This is a genomic window from Actinomycetota bacterium (genome assembly GCA_030774015.1).
GTDB lineage: Bacteria > Actinomycetota > UBA4738 > UBA4738 > JACQTL01 > JALYLZ01.
On record JALYLZ010000153.1, the window covers coordinates 13,987 to 31,785 of the forward strand.

At 70.2% G+C, this 17,799-nt stretch carries 15 protein-coding genes and 1 pseudogene; 6 read left to right on the forward strand and 10 right to left on the reverse strand.

The window, feature by feature from the left end; genetic code table 11:
• Positions 1–190: 190 nt before the first annotated feature.
• From M3Q23_15255 to M3Q23_15275, 5 genes and pseudogenes are all read left to right on the forward strand, one after another.
• Positions 191–676 carry a hypothetical protein gene (locus tag M3Q23_15255; protein MDP9343417.1) on the forward strand — a complete coding sequence of 162 codons (486 nt, stop codon included), beginning with the start codon at positions 191–193 and terminating at the stop codon, positions 674–676.
• Entirely contained in the window at positions 667–1,359 is a 693-nt protein-coding gene (locus M3Q23_15260) for an ABC transporter ATP-binding protein (protein ID MDP9343418.1), read from the forward strand. Before M3Q23_15255 ends, M3Q23_15260 begins: the two co-directional genes overlap by 10 nt.
• Positions 1,352–2,029: an ABC transporter ATP-binding protein gene (locus M3Q23_15265; GenBank protein ID MDP9343419.1), complete on the forward strand. Its 678-nt coding sequence runs from the start codon at positions 1,352–1,354 to the stop codon at positions 2,027–2,029. Before M3Q23_15260 ends, M3Q23_15265 begins: the two co-directional genes overlap by 8 nt.
• Positions 2,029–4,683: an FtsX-like permease family protein gene (locus M3Q23_15270; GenBank protein ID MDP9343420.1), complete on the forward strand. Its 2,655-nt coding sequence runs from the start codon at positions 2,029–2,031 to the stop codon at positions 4,681–4,683. Before M3Q23_15265 ends, M3Q23_15270 begins: the two co-directional genes overlap by 1 nt.
• A 1,348-nt stretch (positions 4,684–6,031) precedes the next feature.
• Positions 6,032–6,118, forward strand: a pseudogene (locus M3Q23_15275) (hypothetical protein).
• A gap of 207 nt (positions 6,119–6,325) precedes the next feature.
• Here M3Q23_15275 and istB read toward each other — a convergent pair.
• Positions 6,326–7,174, reverse strand: a complete 849-nt coding sequence (istB, locus tag M3Q23_15280; GenBank protein ID MDP9343421.1) for an IS21-like element helper ATPase IstB — start codon at positions 7,172–7,174, stop codon at positions 6,326–6,328.
• The gene (locus tag M3Q23_15285; GenBank protein MDP9343422.1) at positions 7,171–7,398 is read right to left on the reverse strand and encodes a hypothetical protein; all 228 of its coding nucleotides are present in this window, start codon (positions 7,396–7,398) and stop codon (positions 7,171–7,173) included. Before M3Q23_15285 ends, istB begins: the two co-directional genes overlap by 4 nt.
• A 76-nt stretch (positions 7,399–7,474) precedes the next feature.
• Here M3Q23_15285 and M3Q23_15290 point away from each other — a divergent pair, with 76 nt between their 5' ends.
• Positions 7,475–8,749 carry a polysaccharide biosynthesis tyrosine autokinase gene (locus M3Q23_15290; GenBank protein ID MDP9343423.1) on the forward strand — a complete coding sequence of 425 codons (1,275 nt, stop codon included), beginning with the start codon at positions 7,475–7,477 and terminating at the stop codon, positions 8,747–8,749.
• Positions 8,750–8,801: 52 nt separating this feature from the next.
• Here the strand turns inward: M3Q23_15290 and M3Q23_15295 are convergent, their stop codons facing one another.
• From M3Q23_15295 to M3Q23_15330, 8 genes are all read right to left on the reverse strand, one after another.
• On the reverse strand, positions 8,802–10,817 hold the full coding sequence (locus M3Q23_15295) for a DUF4012 domain-containing protein (GenBank protein MDP9343424.1): 2,016 nt from the start codon (positions 10,815–10,817) through the stop codon (positions 8,802–8,804).
• Positions 10,818–10,968: 151 nt separating this feature from the next.
• Positions 10,969–12,216 carry a glycoside hydrolase family 5 protein gene (locus M3Q23_15300; protein ID MDP9343425.1) on the reverse strand — a complete coding sequence of 416 codons (1,248 nt, stop codon included), beginning with the start codon at positions 12,214–12,216 and terminating at the stop codon, positions 10,969–10,971.
• 103 nt (positions 12,217–12,319) lie between these two features.
• Positions 12,320–13,072, reverse strand: coding sequence for a hypothetical protein (locus tag M3Q23_15305; protein ID MDP9343426.1), 753 nt, complete (start codon positions 13,070–13,072; stop codon positions 12,320–12,322).
• Between the two features lie 116 nt (positions 13,073–13,188).
• Positions 13,189–13,998: a phytanoyl-CoA dioxygenase family protein gene (locus M3Q23_15310; GenBank protein ID MDP9343427.1), complete on the reverse strand. Its 810-nt coding sequence runs from the start codon at positions 13,996–13,998 to the stop codon at positions 13,189–13,191.
• Positions 13,999–14,084: 86 nt separating this feature from the next.
• On the reverse strand, positions 14,085–15,074 hold the full coding sequence (locus M3Q23_15315) for a hydroxyacid dehydrogenase (protein ID MDP9343428.1): 990 nt from the start codon (positions 15,072–15,074) through the stop codon (positions 14,085–14,087).
• Positions 15,075–15,084: 10 nt separating this feature from the next.
• On the reverse strand, positions 15,085–16,104 hold the full coding sequence (locus M3Q23_15320) for an N-acetylneuraminate synthase family protein (protein ID MDP9343429.1): 1,020 nt from the start codon (positions 16,102–16,104) through the stop codon (positions 15,085–15,087).
• On the reverse strand, positions 16,097–16,858 hold the full coding sequence (locus M3Q23_15325; protein ID MDP9343430.1) for a sulfotransferase: 762 nt from the start codon (positions 16,856–16,858) through the stop codon (positions 16,097–16,099). The genes M3Q23_15320 and M3Q23_15325 overlap by 8 nt, the downstream gene beginning before the upstream one ends.
• On the reverse strand, positions 16,851–17,799 hold a 949-nt coding region (locus M3Q23_15330), incomplete at its 5' end, for a hypothetical protein (GenBank protein ID MDP9343431.1). The genes M3Q23_15325 and M3Q23_15330, both read right to left, overlap by 8 nt.

The following is a 17,799-nucleotide window of genomic DNA, read 5'->3' on the forward strand; positions in this document are numbered from 1 at the left end:
ACGACCGTACGCCCTCGCCCTGGCCGGCCTGCTCCTGCTCGTCGGCTGCGCGAGCAACTCGACGGGGACTGTGGGCCCCCCCACCGGCGGTTCCACCTCCACCCAACCGGCGTCGTCTCCGGCTACCGGTGGCAGCTCTCCGGCCTCGAGCCCGTCATCCAAGCCGAGCACGGTTCCACCCGGATCGCCCGTGCCCGTGGAGAGCAATCCCCCGGGGGACATCCCCGACAACATCCAGTACATCCCCTACACGTCGAAGGCCGGCCACTTCACGCTGACCCTTCCGGAGGGCTGGTCCCGCAGCACCGCCTCGTCGATGGTGACCTTCACCGACAACAAGCTGAACGTGGTCACCGTGGCGTGGTCCCCCGCGTCCTCGGCTCCCACCACGTCCACCGCCCGGACCACGGACGTGCCGCGGCTCCGCCAGACCGAGCGCGCGTTCCAGCTGGGCGACATCAAATCCGTGTCGCTGCCCGCCGGACCGGCCGTGCTGATCACCTTCACGGAGAACAGCGCACCGGACCAGGTCACCGGGAAGCAGTACCGGCTCGACGTGCAGCGCTTCGAGTTCTTCCACAACGGTGAGGAGGCCGTCCTGACCCTGTCCTCCCCCGTGGGCCGGGACAACGTGGACCCCTGGCGGCTCATCTCCGAGAGCTTCCGGTGGAAGTAGAGGCCGACCGCGACCGCCCCCAACCGGTGATCGAGGCGCGGGAGCTGTACCGGTTCTTCCACGCGGGCGACGAGGAGACGTTCGCGCTGCGGGGAGTCTCGCTGGCGGCGTGGCCGGGAGAGATCGTCGCGATCGTCGGGCCCTCCGGCAGTGGGAAGTCTACCCTCCTCGCATGCCTGGCGGGGCTGGACGAGCCCGACGGCGGCCACGTGGTCGTGGCCGGCGAGCGGATCACCAGGCGCCCCGAGGCCAGGCGAGCGGCCCTCCGGGCCCGCCTCATCGGGATGCTCCTCCAGTCGGGGAACCTCCTCGATCACCTGACGGTCGAGCAGAACGTTCGCGTGGCCGGGAGGCTCGGAGCCTCCCGCGCCGCGCCCGCGCCTCGCGAGCTGCTCGAGTCGGTCGGGATGGGCGATCGGGCGTCCGCGTGGCCCTCGACGCTCTCGGGAGGGGAGGCCGCGCGGGCAGGACTGGCGGTCGCCCTGGCGAACGATCCGCCGGTGCTGCTGGCGGACGAGCCGACCGGCGAGGTGGACGCGCAGAACGAGGAGGTCGTGCTGGAACTTCTCCGTGAGCGTGTCGAGGGTGGAAAGACCGTCGTGGTGGTGACCCACAGCGAGCGAGTGGCCCGGGTGGCCGACCGGGTGATCTCCCTCCGGGACGGGAGGATCGACCGTGAGTGAGGCCCTCGTACGGACCGAGGAAGCCACCCGGACCTACGGGCAGGGCTCCCAGGCCGTCAGGGCCGTGGCCGGGGCGACCTGCGAGGTCCTGGCCGGGCAGCACATCGCGCTGGTCGGACCGTCCGGGAGCGGCAAGACCACTCTTGTGCACCTTCTCGCCGGCCTGGACGGACCCTCCTCCGGAACCGTCGAGTGGCCCGCCATCGGACCGAGGGAGCAGCTTCGGCCGGGACCGGTCGCCGTCGCCTTCCAGGGCCCCAGCCTCCTGCCCCCCCTCACCGTCCTCGAGAACGTCGCCCTGCCACGGCTGTTGGCCGGTGACGCGGAGGACCTGGCCCTAGAGGCCGCTCACGCGGCCCTGGTGCGGTTCGAAGTCGACGACCTGGCGACGAAGCTTCCGGAGGAGCTCTCGGGAGGGCAGTCCCAGCGCGTGGGCCTGGCCCGTGCGACGGTGGGCCGCCCGGCCTTCATCCTGGCCGACGAGCCCACCGGGCAGCAGGACCAGGCGACCGGACAGCACGTGATGGACGCCTTCTTGACCTGGGCCCGTGAGGTCGGAGCTGCTGTGATCGTAGCGACGCACGACCTCGCCATCGCCAGGCTGTTCCCCATCAGGTGGTCGATGGAGGACGGGCAGCTCAGAGCGGAGGTGACCCTACGCTCGGCTTGATGTGGCTCAGAGGGCTCGTGCGCCGGCGAACCCTTCGGCTGGCCGGAGCTGCCGTCGGCGTGGCCCTCGCCGTCGCGTTGTTCGCCTCCCTCGGGACCTTCTTCTCCGCGAGCAAGGCCCGGATGACCCAGGAGGCATCGCGCGGCGTGCCGGTCGACTGGCAGGTCCTGCTGGCGCAGGGCGCGAACGTGCCGAAAGCCGAGCGGATCATCGCTCGAGCCCCCGGAGTCCTGTCGGCGCTGCCGGTGGGGTATGCGGACGTCACGAAGTTCACCTCCTCCACCGCAGGTACCGTCCAGGTGACCGGTGTGGGGAAGGCCCTGGGGCTTCCCCCGAACTACGCGACGACCTTCTCGGGAGTGATTCGCTACCTCGTCGGGGCCCGCTCGGGGGTGCTGCTGGCCCAGCAGGCGGCGGCCAACCTCCACGTCGCCCCCGGTACGACGATCACCCTGGGCAGGCCGGGCCAGCCGCCGGTCAAGCTGAAGGTGGATGGGGTCGTCGACCTCCCCACAGCGGACTCGCTGTTCCAGGCCATCGGCGTGCTGCCGGGCGCCGCCCCCACCGCTCCACCGGACAACGTCGTGCTGTTGCCCGCCGCGATGTGGCACCAGCTGTTCGACCCGGTGGCCAAGGTCCGGCCCGACACGGTGCGGACCCAGGTGCACGTGGACCTCTCCTCCGCCCTTCCTCCGGACCCGGGAGCGTCCTTCGTGGACGTCTTGGGCCGAGCGCACAACCTCGAGAGCCAGCTCGCCGGCACCGGGCTCGTCGGGAACAACCTGGGGGCCCAGCTCGACGCCGCCCGGGCCGACGCCATCTACGCCCAGCTCCTGTTCGTGTTCCTGGGACTTCCCGGGATCGTGCTGGGGGCCCTGCTCACCGCGGTCGTCGCCGCCAGCGGGCGCGAACGGCGCCGCCAGGAGCAGGCGCTGCTTCGCCTGCGCGGGGCCTCGCCGCAGCGCATCACGCGGCTGGCCGCGGGGGAAGCCGCCCTCGCCGGGGTGGTCGGTTCGGGCCTTGGCCTCGCCGGCGCCGCACTCGCCGGACGGATGGCGTTCGGGACCTCCCGGCTGGGAGCGACCCTCGGCCAGACCATCGTCTGGACCGTCGCCTCCGTCGCGTTCGGGTTGGCCCTGGCAGCCGTCACGGTGCTGTTGCCGGCGTGGCGCGACGCGCGCACCCTGACGGTCCGGGCCGCCCAGGCCACCGTCAGCGACCCGGGAAAGCCGTTGTGGGCGCGCCTGTACCTTGACGTGCTGCTGCTGGGGGGGGCCGGACTGGTGTTCTGGCAGGCGGTGAAGAGCGGGTACCAGGTCGTGCTGGCGCCGGAGGGGGTGGCCACCATCTCGGTGTCGTACTTCACCCTGCTAGCGCCGCTCCTATTGTGGGTGGGCTCCGCGCTGTTCACGTGGCGGCTCGCGCGCGGCATCCTGGCCCGAGGGGGCAAGGCCCTGGCCCGCGCCGCGAGGCCGGTGGCCCACGGGCTGTCCGGCGTGGTGGCGGCATCGATGGTGCGACAGCGGCGCCTTCTCTCCAGAGGACTGGTGATCATGGCGCTCACCGGTTCCTTCGCGCTCTCGACGGCCGTCTTCAACACGACGTACGCCGCCCAAGCACGGGTCGACGCCGAGCTGACGAACGGGGCCGACGTCGCGGCGACCACCACGGCAACCGGCTCGATCCCCGCCGGTGCGCTGGCGAAGGTGCGCGCGCTGCCGGCCGTTGTCAACGCACAACCGATGCAGCATCGGTTCGCCTACGTCGGCAACGACCTCCAGGACATGTTCGGCATCGACCCGTCCACCATCGGGCAGGCCACCAACATCTCGGATGCGTTCTTCGCCGGGGGCCACGCGAGCCAGGTGCTCGCCGCCCTGGCCCGCCGTCCCGACGCCGTCCTCGTGTCCGACGAGACCGTGCGCGACTTCCAGCTCCAGCCCGGCGACCTGATCCGGCTGCGCATGCAGTTCGCGAGCGACAACGCGTATCACATCGTGCCCTTCCACTACGTGGGGATCGTCCGTGAGTTCCCCACGGCGCCACGGGACTCCTTCTTCGTGGCCAACGCGAGCTACGTCGCGAAGGCCACCGGCTCCCCCGCGTACCAGACGCTCCTGATCAAGACGAACGCGTCGCCGCCGGCCGTGGCCTCCCAGGTGCGGAACATCCTGGGGCCTACCTCCGGGGCCAGGGTCCAGGACATCGTCACGGAGCTCCGGGTCACGCTCTCCGGGCTGACGGCGATCGACCTGTCCGGCCTCACCCGTCTCGAGCTCGCGTTCGCCATCATCCTGGCCGTCGCGGCGTCCGGGCTGGTTCTGGCCCTCGGGCTCGCCGAGCGACGACGCATGTTCGCCATCGCGTCCGCGCTGGGCGCCCGGTCCCGTCAGCTCGCTGCGTTCGTATGGAGCGAGGCGGCCTACGTCACCCTCGGCGGCCTGGTGCTCGGCGCGCTGGCGGGCTGGGGGATCTCATTCGTCATCGTGAAGATCCTGACCGGGGTGTTCGACCCGCCGCCACAGCACCTGTTCATCCCCCTGGGCTACCTGGCGGTCGTCGTCGGGGTCACGGTGCTCGCCGTCATCGCAGCGGGAGCGGCCATGGTCCGGGCCACGCGGACGCCGGCAGTCGAGATCCTCCGGGATCTGTGAACCAGGTTCGCGGCGGCCAGTGGAGGCCGAGTGAACACTGGCAGGGGCCTGTTCGCGCTGGCGGCCCCGGCTTCGGCGGGATCGCTGTTCATCGCCTGGTCGGCTCACACACCCCCACGCCGACAAGTGCTTGCGCCTGGTCCGCTCGGGCGGTACGACCTCTGGCGTCGCGAAGGACCTCGGGGTCTCCGTCGAGTCGCTTTGCCACTGGGTGCGCCTCCTTCATGGTGGACTCATCTTCGTTTCATGGGCCCCTTGCCAACGTGCCGCACTCGGGAAATCGATAAGGAGGCGAACGGCATGCGAAAGCTGGTGATGGCAATGGCTCGGCGCTCGCGCTGGTAGTGGGGCTATGGTTCGGGTTCGGAGCGGCCGCCTCCGCTCCTCGGCCTTCTGGCGCCAAGCCGTCCTAGTGGGGAGCATCACGGAGTCCCAACGCTCGCTCGCTGCCACAGCGAGCGTGACTGGCTCCAAGGCCAGGATTCAAATCAACAGGGATGACGGTCCCAGGGGACCCAGGAGATCCACCGGGCGCTGACCATCAGTGCCCACCAGACTGCCGGCCGCTCGAACCTTCGCGCAGCCACAGAGCAGCCGTAGCCGAGGTCGCTGTCGATTTGTTCTCAGACTCCCCGGCGGCCTCGTCGTCACTCGAGCCGAGAAGGGCCCATGCCTGGCTGTGGGGCCAGCATGCCGCTGCGGCGAACGACGTAGACCAAGCGCGGAGAGCTTCTGGAAGGAGCCCGCGTAGGGGAGCCAAATGGCGAGGACGGACCAGATCTGCCCCCAGCCGGGACGGTGGATCGATGAGCATGGTCACGCCCGGATCCTGTTGGAGGGCGAGAAGTTCCCGCCCTGCCCGTGGTCGGGCCAGCCCACCTCCTGGCGCCTCGATCTTCGGAGCCGACCCGGAGGGCACTCGTGTGCCGACGCGTGGCCGCGTCACAGTTTCCGCCCCGATCCTTTAGCCCCCCTAACGACACCCGTGTAGTTTGTGCAACTCCAGCAAACACCCGTGCACTTCTGCGAACGCGTGGCCGCTCGGCCTAGTTCTCCCGAGGCCCCCTCAGTCAGAAACCCTGACCCGCACTCCGCCCGCTTGTCTGAAGGAGCCCATCCCCACGCAGGGCAGTCCCTCTGCGACGAGTGTTGGAGCCGGGGGTAGGCCGGCCTCCCGGCTTTGGTGCTGCGAAGCCGGGACGAGCACTCCGATCCTTGAAGCCGGGTCAAGGATTGGAGCATGAGTGGCCAGCGAGGTCCGCTGTCGATGACGGCGGAGGTGCGGCGACTTCATGGGAACAGGAACCCGCGCAACGATGGAGTGCAGGCTGTCGTCGCCGAACCCACGATGCCGGCGTCCCTCGATGCGGCGGCCAAGCGGGAGTGGAAACGTGTCGTCCCCGAGCTCACGCGCCTACGACTGCTCGCTCGGACCGACCGGACGTTGCTCGCCGCGTACTGCGCGGCGGTGTCCACCTTCGACGCGATGAGCGGCGTGTCGGCCGCGAACTTCTACCGACTCACCGTGCTACCGCTCGCCAAGGAGCTGGGCCTGACTCCGAACGCGAGGCTCAGGATGTGTGAACGCCGGTTGAAAAGGCTAACGGTGGCCGGTCGAAAAGGAGAGCACCTGGGTCGGATGCTAGCGGGTTCGGGGTCCTCCTTCCATGGCTCCTGGAGGGTCTGCCGTAGCCATCTCCTTCGGACCCGGCTCGCCTGGCGCCCCCGGCTTTCGGATCCGGGCCTTGGCATCGCGCAGCCGGTAGGACTCGCCCTTCGTCTCGATGATCTGACATCGGTGGGTGAGCCGGTCGAGCGTGGCCCCCGTCAGGCGCTCGGAGCCCAGTACCTCGGTCCAGTGATCGAACGGCAGGTTGGTCGTGACCATCAGGCTCGTTCTCTCATACGCGGTGGAGATGACGTCGAAGAGCAGCTCGGCCCCGACCTTGGAGGCCGGCACGTAGCCCAACTCGTCGAGCACCAGCAGGTCGAGCTTCCCCAGGCGCGCCCTCAGGCCAAGGAGGGCGCGTTCGTCCCTCGCCTCGATCAGCGAGGTGACCAGCTCGGTCACCCTGTGAAAGCGCACCCGGTAGCCCCTGGCGCAGGCGGCGGCCGAAAGGCCGATGGCCAGATGGCTCTTCCCGGTCCCCGGGTTGCCGACGAACAGCACGTTCTCCCGGCGGTCGATGAACTCGCATCGAGCGAGCTCTGCCACGAGCACCTTGTTCACCGAGGGCCGCGCTGCGAAGTCGAAGGACTCCAGGGACTTGAGGCTCGGCAGGTGCGCGGCCTTCAGCCTTCGCTCCGCGGCCTTGCGCTCGCGCTCCAGGAGCTCGAGCTCGGTGACCTGCAGCAGGTAGGTGAGGTGATCAGAGCCGTCGGAGGCGGCCCGGCGGGCCACCTTCTCGCATTCGGCCCCGATGGTGGGAAGCCGCAGCGCCTTCAGGTGGTGGCGCAGCAGGACCAGGGACTTGGACTCCAGGGCCTTCATGCTGATGCTCCTTTCAGCCCGGCGTAGGCCGAGAGGTCGGGCGCCTCGATGTGGTACGGGCGCAGGTGCGGGTGCCCGTCGAGAGAGAACAGGGCGACGGGGCGCTCCTGGCGGTGGTGAAGGATCAGGGCGATGGCGTCGGAGCTCGTGGCCCCGATCGCAAGGGCCGCCTGTACCGCGCCGGTGAGCTCGGCCACCGAGGCGCGCTCCAGAAGGCGCAGCACCTTGATGAACTCCCGGGTGCCCAGGTGCGAGAGGTCGGCCTCGAGCCTTCGGCGCCAGGGGTTCGCAGACGCGTACTTGCAGTTCCGGAGGCAGCAGGCGCTGGCCCAGATCCAGAACCAGGCAGGGGCTATCAACGGGGAGATCGACAAGATCAAGCAGCGGATCGCGACTGTCGAGGGCCGGATCGCCGCGACTGCCGACCCGCATAAGCAAAGCACCCTTTCCGCCGAGCGGGACTCCCTGGTCGCACGTCTTGGAGTCCTCCAGCAGGAGCTTCAGACCATCCAGCCACCGGGCACCGTCCAGAATGAGGGCGGGGAGGTCATCCAGCCCGCCAATCTCCCGTCTGCCCCCTCCAGCCCAAGCCACGTGCGCGACGGGTTGCTGGGCCTGTTCGCCGGCCTCACCCTGGGGGCGGGTTGGGCGTTCGTCAGAGAGCGGCTCGACGATCGCATCCGATCGCAGCACGAACTGGAGCGCAGGCTGGAGGCACCGGTTCTTGCGGCCGTATCCCACATCCCGGCTTGGAGAAACGACGCGGACGCATTCTCCGTTCTCCTGCGGGACCCGAAGAGTCCAGCCGCCGAGGCCTATCGGACGCTGCGTACCAACCTCCAGTTCCTGGCCACCAAGGACCCATTGCGTACGCTGGTGGTCACCAGCCCGACAGCGGGAGACGGCAAGACCGCCACGGCGGCGAACCTGGCCGTTGCTATGGCGCAAGCAGGCCGAAAGGTCTTCGTGATCTCCGCCGACCTCCGTCGTCCCCGATTGCACCGGTTCCTCGGTGTTCCGAACGAGGTTGGCCTGTCGACTCTTCTCGCCGACTCGTCTCCGGTCTCCAGCGTTTCCAAGGACGCAGGGGTCAAGAACCTTCGGATCATTCCCAGCGGTCCTGTACCTTCGAATCCTGCCGAGCTTCTGCAAGGCGAGCGAATGGCCAATGTCCTTCAGCAGCTCCGCGAATTCGCTGATGTCATCATCATTGACACCCCCCCGGTCCTGGCGGTGGCCGACGCCTCGATTCTGGCAGCGCTCGCCGATGGAACTCTGGTGGTGGTCAACGCTGCATCTGCCAGCCGAACTACAGCGAGCCAGGCACGGCGCCAGCTCGAGAATGCGGGGGCGCGGATCATCGGCTCCGTCCTGAACAACTACGATCCGACGAGTTCCGACTACTACGCCTACTACTATTATTACTATCAATACACCGACAGGCCCGACGTAGAGCAGGCAGCAGCCCTAAACGGCAAGGGCAGGGGCAGAAAGAGCCGCCGCCGGCATAGGGCCAAGGCCGAGCGACCCGCTGGCTTCGAAGCCCGCTCGCCAGACGCCGAGGGCGATCACTAGTCGATATCGGACAGCTCGAGCTGTCATCTTCCCGCGCCAGCCGGCTGCTTACCTACTTGTACGTAAGGGTCGTGGTGATGTCGCGCGTCAGGATCGTGTGAAACGTCGCCACATCGCCGGAGACTTTCCACCCGGGATCCGAAGCCGTCACCTTCACCCCCGGCGGCAGCAGCACGTTCACCGTGATCTCGGCCGGGTTCGCCAAGGGCTGGTGCTGGATCGTGAGCCGGTAGACCTCGCCCGCCGGCGTCGCCTGGACGACGTGGGGAAGCGAGTAGTGGAACGTGACGTCCGCGGGGTTGTCCGGCCACGCCTCCACCGTCTTGGTCAGCACCAGCCAGCTCTGGCTCTCCGTGTGGGTCAGGAAGGCCTTGGGGCGGGTCTTGAACTTCACCGGCACGTCGGGCTCGACGCTCGCGTCGGCCGCCCCGGCCGGCACGTACAGGTTCAGCATGGCCACGTTCAGGCCGTAGGGCTTCCAAAGGCCCGTGATGTAGGACGGCTCGCCCGGCGGCGTGTCGTTGGTCAGCCGGACCCGCGCCGAGGCCTCTCCGGTCCCGGCCGGGTCGAGCTTGATGGTGTAGCGGATGGACTGCCGTGTGTAGAAGTCGACCTTGTTCGACAGGCGCTTCTCGTCCACCAGGAACAGGTAGTCGCCGTCCGGCTGCTTCAGCGCGCCGTCCCACCCCAGCTCGGCCAGGAGGCCCTGGAGGTCGGAATCCGACGACCATAGCTGGATCCGCTTCTCGGTGAGCGCCGTGGTCAGCTCCTTGGTCATCAGCGGGACGTTGCGGGGACTGGTCAGCACCTGGAACGCGGCCCGGACCAGCTGGGTGGTGAACACGACCTGGGCGCTGTGCCCCAGCGAGTACTGGTCGTGCTCGGTGACCTGGACGAGGTTGTGGCTGGTGATGGGATCCGGGAAGGACCCGATGTGGATGGGAGGCTGGTCCCGGAGCAGGCCGGAAACCGCCACCGGATCGACCGCGATCACCCCGTCGATCCGCAGGTCGGCCGCCCGCGACACCTGCTTGGCCCACGTCGCCGCCACCACCGGGAAGTCGGGCGTGTAGTTGACGCCGTTGTCGATCCGGGGCGGGACGCTGGCGTGCCGGAGGTACCAGCGAATGGGCCGGGGCGCGCTCACGTGGAACGCCTGCCCCTGGCTCAGGCTGCTGATCCCGCCTCCGCGGACGAGGTCCATCCGGCCATGGTCGATCCGGACGATCCCGTACCCCAGCGAGGCCCCGCCGGTGGCCCGCTGGTCGGCGTTGTTCTGGAGGGCTAGGAAGTAGTTCTTGGGGCCGTCCGCGCCGAAGAAGCCGGGGAGGAGCTTCACGCCGGTCTCGATGCGATGGCCCAGGCGGAGGGCCTCGGCGCTCTGGGCCAGCGCAGTGGCTTTCAGGGAGTCCAGCCGTTGCACGAACGGGATGTGCGGGATGGCCCGGAGGTAGCGGTCTCCGGTCTCCAGATGCCCGACCAGCGCCTCGACCTTCGGAGTCAGCTCCTCGATCAGCTTGAGGTCCACGACGCCGTCATGCAGCAGCGGGCTGGCCCCGGGGCCGCTGCCCAGCACCTGGCCGTACAGGTCCCGGCCCAGGCTGAGGGCGGCGTCGCCCTCCCCGGCGGCCAGCGCGCCCAGGCGCACCGCGTCAACCGGGCGGCCAAGGAACGGCAGGACGCCGGTCCAGCCGAACGTGAACCGCTCGCCGGCCAGTCGGGCCTGGAGGTCGGCGACGGCCTGATGGGCCGCCGTGAAAGGCGCCTCGGACTGCGTGCTCCCTCGGCTGAGCTGGGCCCTCGCGGCCTCGAGCTTCGGCAGCGCCGCCTCCACCTGCTTGCCCAGGCGGTAGGCCTGCCAGTACCCGTCCGCCACCATGGCGCCGCCGGCCACCACCACCAGGGCCGCCACCAGGAGCACGACGCGGAGCCATCGCCGGCGACGGCGCCGCCTGGCTCCGCGCTTGCGCACCACGGTGCGGTAGCGCTGGGGCCCTCCCTCTCCCCCGGGCTCCCCCTCCGCGCCGGGTTCGTCCTGCTCGGCGGGAACGGCCGGGACTTCGGTCACGACCTCGGCCGGACCGAACCCTTCCCCGGAATCCCGCTCCCGCTCGGGGGGCTCGGGCGGCGTGCTCAGTGACGCTCCCCTCTCACCGGTGGCTCCACTCTATGGGGCGAGGCGAGACCGCGATGGCGCCCGGTCCCGCCAGGCTGGGGGCTCAGAAGCCGTCGTCCTTGAGCAGGGGCAAGATGCCCGGCTTGGCCACGTGCGGGTTGTCCTCGGTCATGAAGGAGCCCGTTCCGTAACAGCAGATGGCCCAGCCGATGTGCTGCTGTTTCGCGTAGCGCAGCACGGCCTGGGTGTTGGTCTCCCAGTTGGGGAACGGCGAGCCGTACGACAGCGTGTAGTTGAACATGGTGAACTCGCCCATGGTGAACGGGAGCCCCCACGACGAGGCCCGCTGGTCGTAGCCGGCCAGGCGCTCGTAGCCCTTGGGCTGCCAGGTGGACGAGTAGAACTCCGCTCCGTACACCGCGTTGGAGATCCTGGGTTTGCGGACCACCGCGAAGAGCTTGGTGAAGGTGCTCTTCTGGTCCCAGAAGATCACCAGCAGGTTCGGATTGGCGGCGCGGATCGCCTTTCCGATCCGGGTGTAGAACGCCGACAGGTGGAAGTCCTTGGGGCGCAGCTTCTCGGTCCCCGGGAACTGCACCGCCAGGATGTCGTAAGACTCGGTCAGCGGAACCGCCCCCACCACCAGCGGATCGTCGGCGTAGCGCGCCGCCACCATCTTCCACGCCGCCACCAGGCCGGCCTGGACGTCGCCGTCGTTGTGGAAGAAGGACAGCTCCGCCTGGATCATGGCGGAGAGGCCACCGCCAGCGGGGTAGAGCCACCGTGGCATCCCGAAGCCGCAGTCCTGGGACTTCCCTTGCCATTGCAGGTCCTGGAATGCGGTCGACCACCGGGACTGGACCATCATCAGGACCACCGCCACGCCCTGGTCGGTGAACCCCTTGACCGCCTCGTCCAGGGCCGCCAGGTAGTCCTTGGCCCAGTAGTGCGTGACCGACCCGTCGGCGTGCACGGTGGGCGGGATGGGCTCCAGGTTCTGCCAGGAGATCATGAGCTCGACGGAGTTGAACCCCCACCGGGCCACGTCCGCTGCGGCGTACGAGCGGATGCCGCTCCAGTGGCCGCAGTCCACGGGGGTCGAGGGGTCGGCGTCGCCCGCCCCCATGCTGCCCATCTCCAGCGCGGTCAGGCGGACCAGATGCCCGTCGGCGTCCAGGATCAGGCGCCCGCACGTGTGCAGCGGCGGCTTGACCGTGTGCACTTCCGTTGGGTTCGGGGGGCACGTCGTGGCGTTGTGGGGCATGGAGCCGCCGACGGTCTGGCCCGAGGCCGGCAGCGAGACGGCCAGCAAGAGCAGCGACACCAGCAGCGAGAGGATCCACGCGGCCACGCGGGGCTTCCTGGGCATATTCAACGGTGATTGGACCTCCGAATGGGGCGCTTCCGCTTCCTGCACGGCAGGGGGCCGGGCCATCTTCGCAGCCGACTCCCTGTTATGGCAAGTATCGGCTGCTCCGCCGCCCGGAGCCGTCCAGGGGGCCCTCGGGGACGAACCCCCCGACCCGCCGCGACACCCCCTTGACGGACCAGGTGGCGGTGGTGGAACCGCTCCGCCGGAGCTCCGCAGCATGGGAGTGGTCGGTGAACACCTCCATGTCCGCTGCGAGGCAGGGGCCGAGGTAGACGATGCCGGTGACGGCGTCGTGGCGAACCTTCCTGGTCCCGAAGATCTTCTGGAACACGAACGCCGTCATGTTCCGCGCGTCGATCAGCCCCCACACCGGCTGGTCCGAACGCCGGACCACGTTCAGGAAGTCGAAGTCGAAGGTCTTCTGCCCGTCCGAGGGCAGGACCGGGTCGGGGCCGTCCACCCAGGCGAAGGTGTACGGGCGGTCCGGCACGTCGGCGTACCCGGCCCCCCGGAACATGGCGTACGTGTACTCCGCGCGGGGACTGAGGACCAGATCGACATGGTCCCGCAGCTCGTCGGGGAACAGCCGCACGGCCATGTCGTGCCAGGGGTCCACGTCCTCCATGGAGGTGACCCGCCCCGGCCCGCTGCCGTCACGCTCGTTGTCGGCCAGGGCGGCGGCGAGGGACACCGTGGTCAGGCCGGTCCCGCACTCCAGGACCTCCCGGGGCTTCAGCCGGCGGACGGCCTCGTACAGCGTCAGGTAGTCCCAGAAGTCCGCCCCCCGGAACTCCGAGCGCTGCTGGTAGCGCTCCAGGAGGGGCCAGAACCACATGCCTTCCAGGGTCCGGCGGGCCCGAAGGTTGAGGGCCGACCGGTACCGCTCCAGGAGCGGATGGTGGGGGTAGCGGGCGTACAGGAGCCGCAGGGGTGCCCGGACCCCGGGCCCGCCTATGACGACACCGCCACGCGCTGCTCCTTGCCGAGCGGCGCGGAGACCGTGATGGGCCGGGTGAACCGCCTGGTCTGGAACGCGGGCGTGCGGTACATGCAGTAGTACAGGATCCGGTCGCTGTTCCTGGCCTCGCCGCCCTTGTGGTAGCCGCGGGTGTCGGCCAGCACGATGGTGCTCGCCGGGCCTACGCCCTTCACCCACCGCTCCGGCGGCACAACGGCGGCCATCTCCTCGTCGGTGGTGCGGTCGGCCCCCTTGACCCGCTGCGACCGGGGCTGGGCCTTCACGTCCCCCTGCGGGTGCGTCCCGGCCGCGTACATGAACGGGCCGGCCCCCTCGTCGACGTCGGTGAGGTACACGAACACCTTCAGCAGGTGCTCGTCGTTGGCCGGGTCGCGGTGCCACAGCTGGGAGTCCCGGGCCGGTCGGCTCGAGGCGAAGGTGTGCCACACGTCGAACGTCCGCAGGCGCACGTACAGCCCGTAGTACGCGTTGGCCACGGCGAGCAGCGGCTCCTGGAGGGCGAACCGGGCCAGGATCTCGTTCTCCGGGGTGACCTTGATCGGCCCGGAGGGAAGGAGGCTCATCAGGTAGCTCTTGCCGGGGCCCTCCTCGTCGGCGCCCCGCCTGGCTTCCTCGATCTCGCCGGCCTTGGACTGTTCCAGCCGCTCGGTGAAGTCGCGCAACGACCCCCACAGGCCGTCGCTACCGAGCAGGGCCTCCACGCTGGTGACGGCGGCGCCGTTTCGCTCCAGGTCGTCGAGGACCCGACGGGCCTCGCCGGTGAGCTCCGGATGCTTCGCCATCCGGTAGGCGACCTTCGAACCCTGGTTCTTCCACGCCGTCGATACGCCGGATCGGCCGCGTCGTCCAGCGGGTGCGCCGTCCTCCATCACGTCCCTCCTTGTCTCACCGGTTCGCCGGCCGGGCCGCGGGCGCTGCCGAGAAAGGCGACCAGCTTACGAGCCATGAACACTTCCGTCGCCTCCATGGACTCCACGGTGGCGCCGCCCAGGTGCGGCGTCACGATCAGGTTGACGTATTCGCGGGCGTACGCCAGCAGGGGGCTGGAGGCACGGGAGGCCTCGTCGCGCTCCCCCTCCACCACGTCCAGGGCGGCCCCGGCCAGGCGGCCGCCCCGCAGCGCCCGCAGCAGGGCGTCCTGGTCCACCACCTCGCCCCGCGACGTGTTCACCAGGAGGGCGCCGTCGGGCAGCAACGCCAGCTCGGAGTCACCGATCATCCCGGCGGTGTCGGCGCGAAGGGGGACGTGCAGGGTCAGGACGTCCGCGCCGCCCAAAAGGTAAGGGAGCGTGTCCGCGCGGAGCACGCTCTCGGGGATGTCGTCGGCTGCCGGGTCGAACGCCACCACGGACATCCCGAACACGACCCCGTAGCCGGCCACCTGCCGCCCCACCCGCCCCAGGCCCACCACGCCCAGCCCCTTCCCCGACAGCTGCCGGCCCCGGAACGCGTCCCGGTCCCACCGGCCCGCCGCCACGGATTGAACGGCGGCCGGGATCCTCCTGACCAGCGCGAGGAGCAGCGCCCAGGTGTGCTCGGCGGTGGCCGTGATGCCACGGAGGAACTCCGTCTCGCCGGCCAGGCTGAGGACGGCCACCCCGCGGGCCTCGGCGTAGGAGACGTCCACGTGGTCCAGCCCGGTGGTGGCCGTGACGACGGCCCGCAGGCGTGGGGCGGCGTCGATGACCTCACGGTCCACCGTGTGCCCCAGCCGCACCACCAGGACGTCGAACCCGTCCAGGTTCTCCAGGAGCTCCGTCCGGGTGAGCTCCCCGTCCACCACCTCGCCGGCCTCCGCCAGGATGGACCGGGCTGCGGCCGAGTACCCCTTCGGCTCGACGTTCAGGATCCGGGTCATTCCCGACAGTTCACTCCAGATGGGACTCGTCGATCAAGGTGTCGGCGGGAAGATCCGTCCGGACCCGCCGTCCCACGAGCCCCGCCAGGCCCTCTGGCGGGATGCCGCCGCCGGGCTTCTTCACCGTGAGGTGCTCCGGACCAAGGACCGCCCCCGCCGGGAGGTCCACCGCGGCCACCACGCTCTTGGTGAACACGTCCCGCACCCCGGCGAGCTCCTCCGCCACGGCGTCCTTGTCCACGGGGTTGGCCCGGGCCCGTTCGATGAAACGGACCCCTTCCACCAGCAGCCGAAGCTCCTCCGGCGTGATGGAGGCCGGGACGTCGGGGCCGAACATGCGCCGGGACAGGGTGACGTGGACCTCCAGCATGTCGATGCCGACGGTCGCCGCGGCCACCCCCGCGTGGATGGTTCCGGAGTGGTCCGACAGGCCCACCGCGCAGCCGTACCGCTGCCGGAACAGCTCGATCACGTTCAGGCCCAGGCGCTCCGGCGGCGTCGGGTACATCGTGGTGCACTGCAACAGGGTGAGGTCGAGCCCCCGGTCCCGGATCGCCGTCACCACGGCGTCGATCTCGGCCATCGGGCTCATCCCGGTGGAGACGATCATGGGCAGGCCCGTGGCGGCCATGCGGTCCAGCATCTGGACGTTGGCCACCTCGCCCGAGGCCACCTTCCACGCGGCCACGCCCACCCGGGTGAGCAGGTCGAGGGCCTCGATCGAGAACGGCGAGCTGTAGAAGCGCAGGCCCCGTTCGTCCGCGTGGGCCCGGAGCCCCGCCCACTGCTCCTCGGTGAACTCCATCCGCTTCCAGTAGTCGTAGCGGCTGGCGTCCTGACGGCTGAACGGGACCCGCCACGGCTCGGCCGGCGTGCTCTCCGCCCGGGCGATGTGGGTCTGGAACTTCACCCCGTCCGCGCCGGCCTCGGCGATGGCGTCGATGAACGCGTGGGCCGTCCCCAGACTGCCGTCGTGGGCCTGGGCCACCTCGCCCACGATCACGCACCTGCCGGCGGCGCTCTCAGGCATCCCGTTCCCCTTCCGCCGACGCGACGGCCGCGGGCCGGGACGGCTCGTAGCCCAGCTCCCGCATCAGCTCGGCGCACATCTGCTCCACCACCGCGACATCCGGGTCGGGGAGAAGGTCCCTCCACCGCTCGGCCCGGCTGCGGTCGGTCTCCCGCTCCACGAACGCCAGCAGGGGCTCGGCGGGCTCCCCCAGGAACTCGAGGATCCGGCCGAACTCGGCGGTGGGACGGGCCAGCAGCGCCTCGTACCTCACCTGGAGGTAGCGCCCCGGAGGCATCCGCCCGCCCTTGCGGAGGGCCTCCCCGACCAGGGTGTTCCAGAACCGGGCCCCCTGCTCCACCGTGGCCCGGCCCAGCCTGGCCTCCCGCGCCTCCTGCATGCTGGAGACCACGGCCCGGGGGTCCCGGACGATGTGGATGAACTGGGCGTCCGGGAAGCAGGCCAGCACCCAGTTCATGACGTGGACGTTGGGCGGGGTCTTCTCCAGGACCCGGGGCTTCCCGGTGGTGCGCCGGTAGGCGTCCAGCCACCCGGACACGAACCGCCGGCCGACCTCGGCCTTCCGATCGGTGGAGGCCTGGACGCCGTCCTCGAGCCACCGGAAGAATCCCCGGAGAACCCCGGTCTCGTTGGGGAAGTGGGCGATCCTGGGGTGCTGGCCCAGGGCCCGGGCCAGGAACGTGGTCCCCGACCGCCAGCACCCCACCACGAAGATGGGGGCCCGCAGTCTCTCGGGGTCGCGCCGGCTAGCCACGGTCGATCCCCGGTCGGTCGGGCTCGTCCCGGGGATCCATGTACGGGACCACGTCCTGGAAGTCGGACCCGGTGAGCATGCGAAGGGCCATCATCTCCCGGCCGCAGACCTCCACGATCCGGCGTCGCTCCTCGGCGCTCGGCTGCCGGCCGGAGTGGGGGCCGAGATCGGCGAACTCGACGGCCGCGACGGACCCGGCGGGAAGTCCCACCCGTTCGAGGACAGGCCCGAGCTCGTGACCCAGCTCCGGGAAGGCGATCCAGTGCACGAGCGGAAGGGTGCGCGGACGCCTCGCGCCCAGGAGGATCGCTCGCCCGGGGTCGAGCCGTTCGTGCTGGATGCCGAACCGAGCCCCGCGTACGAGGACGAACGAGTCCCGGGGGCGGCGGAGGGCCACCCCCAGCCACTCCCGGACGGCACCGGCCCACTCCAGGGCGAACGCGTCGGCGGTCAGGCTCTCCCGGCCGGCGCGCGCGGCGGCGAACTCGTCGACGGGGTGGCGAGCGACCAGGAGGAACACGGCCTCGGTTAGGAGCGTGGGCACGATCGTCGATGCCTCGACGTGGCCGGCGGCGTCGGCGCTGGGCTCCAGCGGCAGGACCGGCACCCCCGGAGGGCCGCTCTCCAGGACGTCTTTCAGCATCCGGCGGACGTGCAACGCGGCGCTCTCGTTGGCCCGGGGCCGAACCACGCTCCCCACCAGGCGTTCCATGTTCGGAAACCACCGGCACAAGCCGGGAAGGAACTCCGGGGAGCCGGCCACCCGCAGGCCGGGCGACTCCCCCAGGAGCGACACGATTTCCTCCCGGCCCGACGACGCCGACCCCACCACCACCAGCACGGTGGGGAGGGTCAGACGGCGTTCCCGGGCCTGCCGGCGCATGGCCCGCGCGCGGACGCGCAGCCGGCCGGTCGGGCCGCCCGCTCGGGCGGCTCCGCTC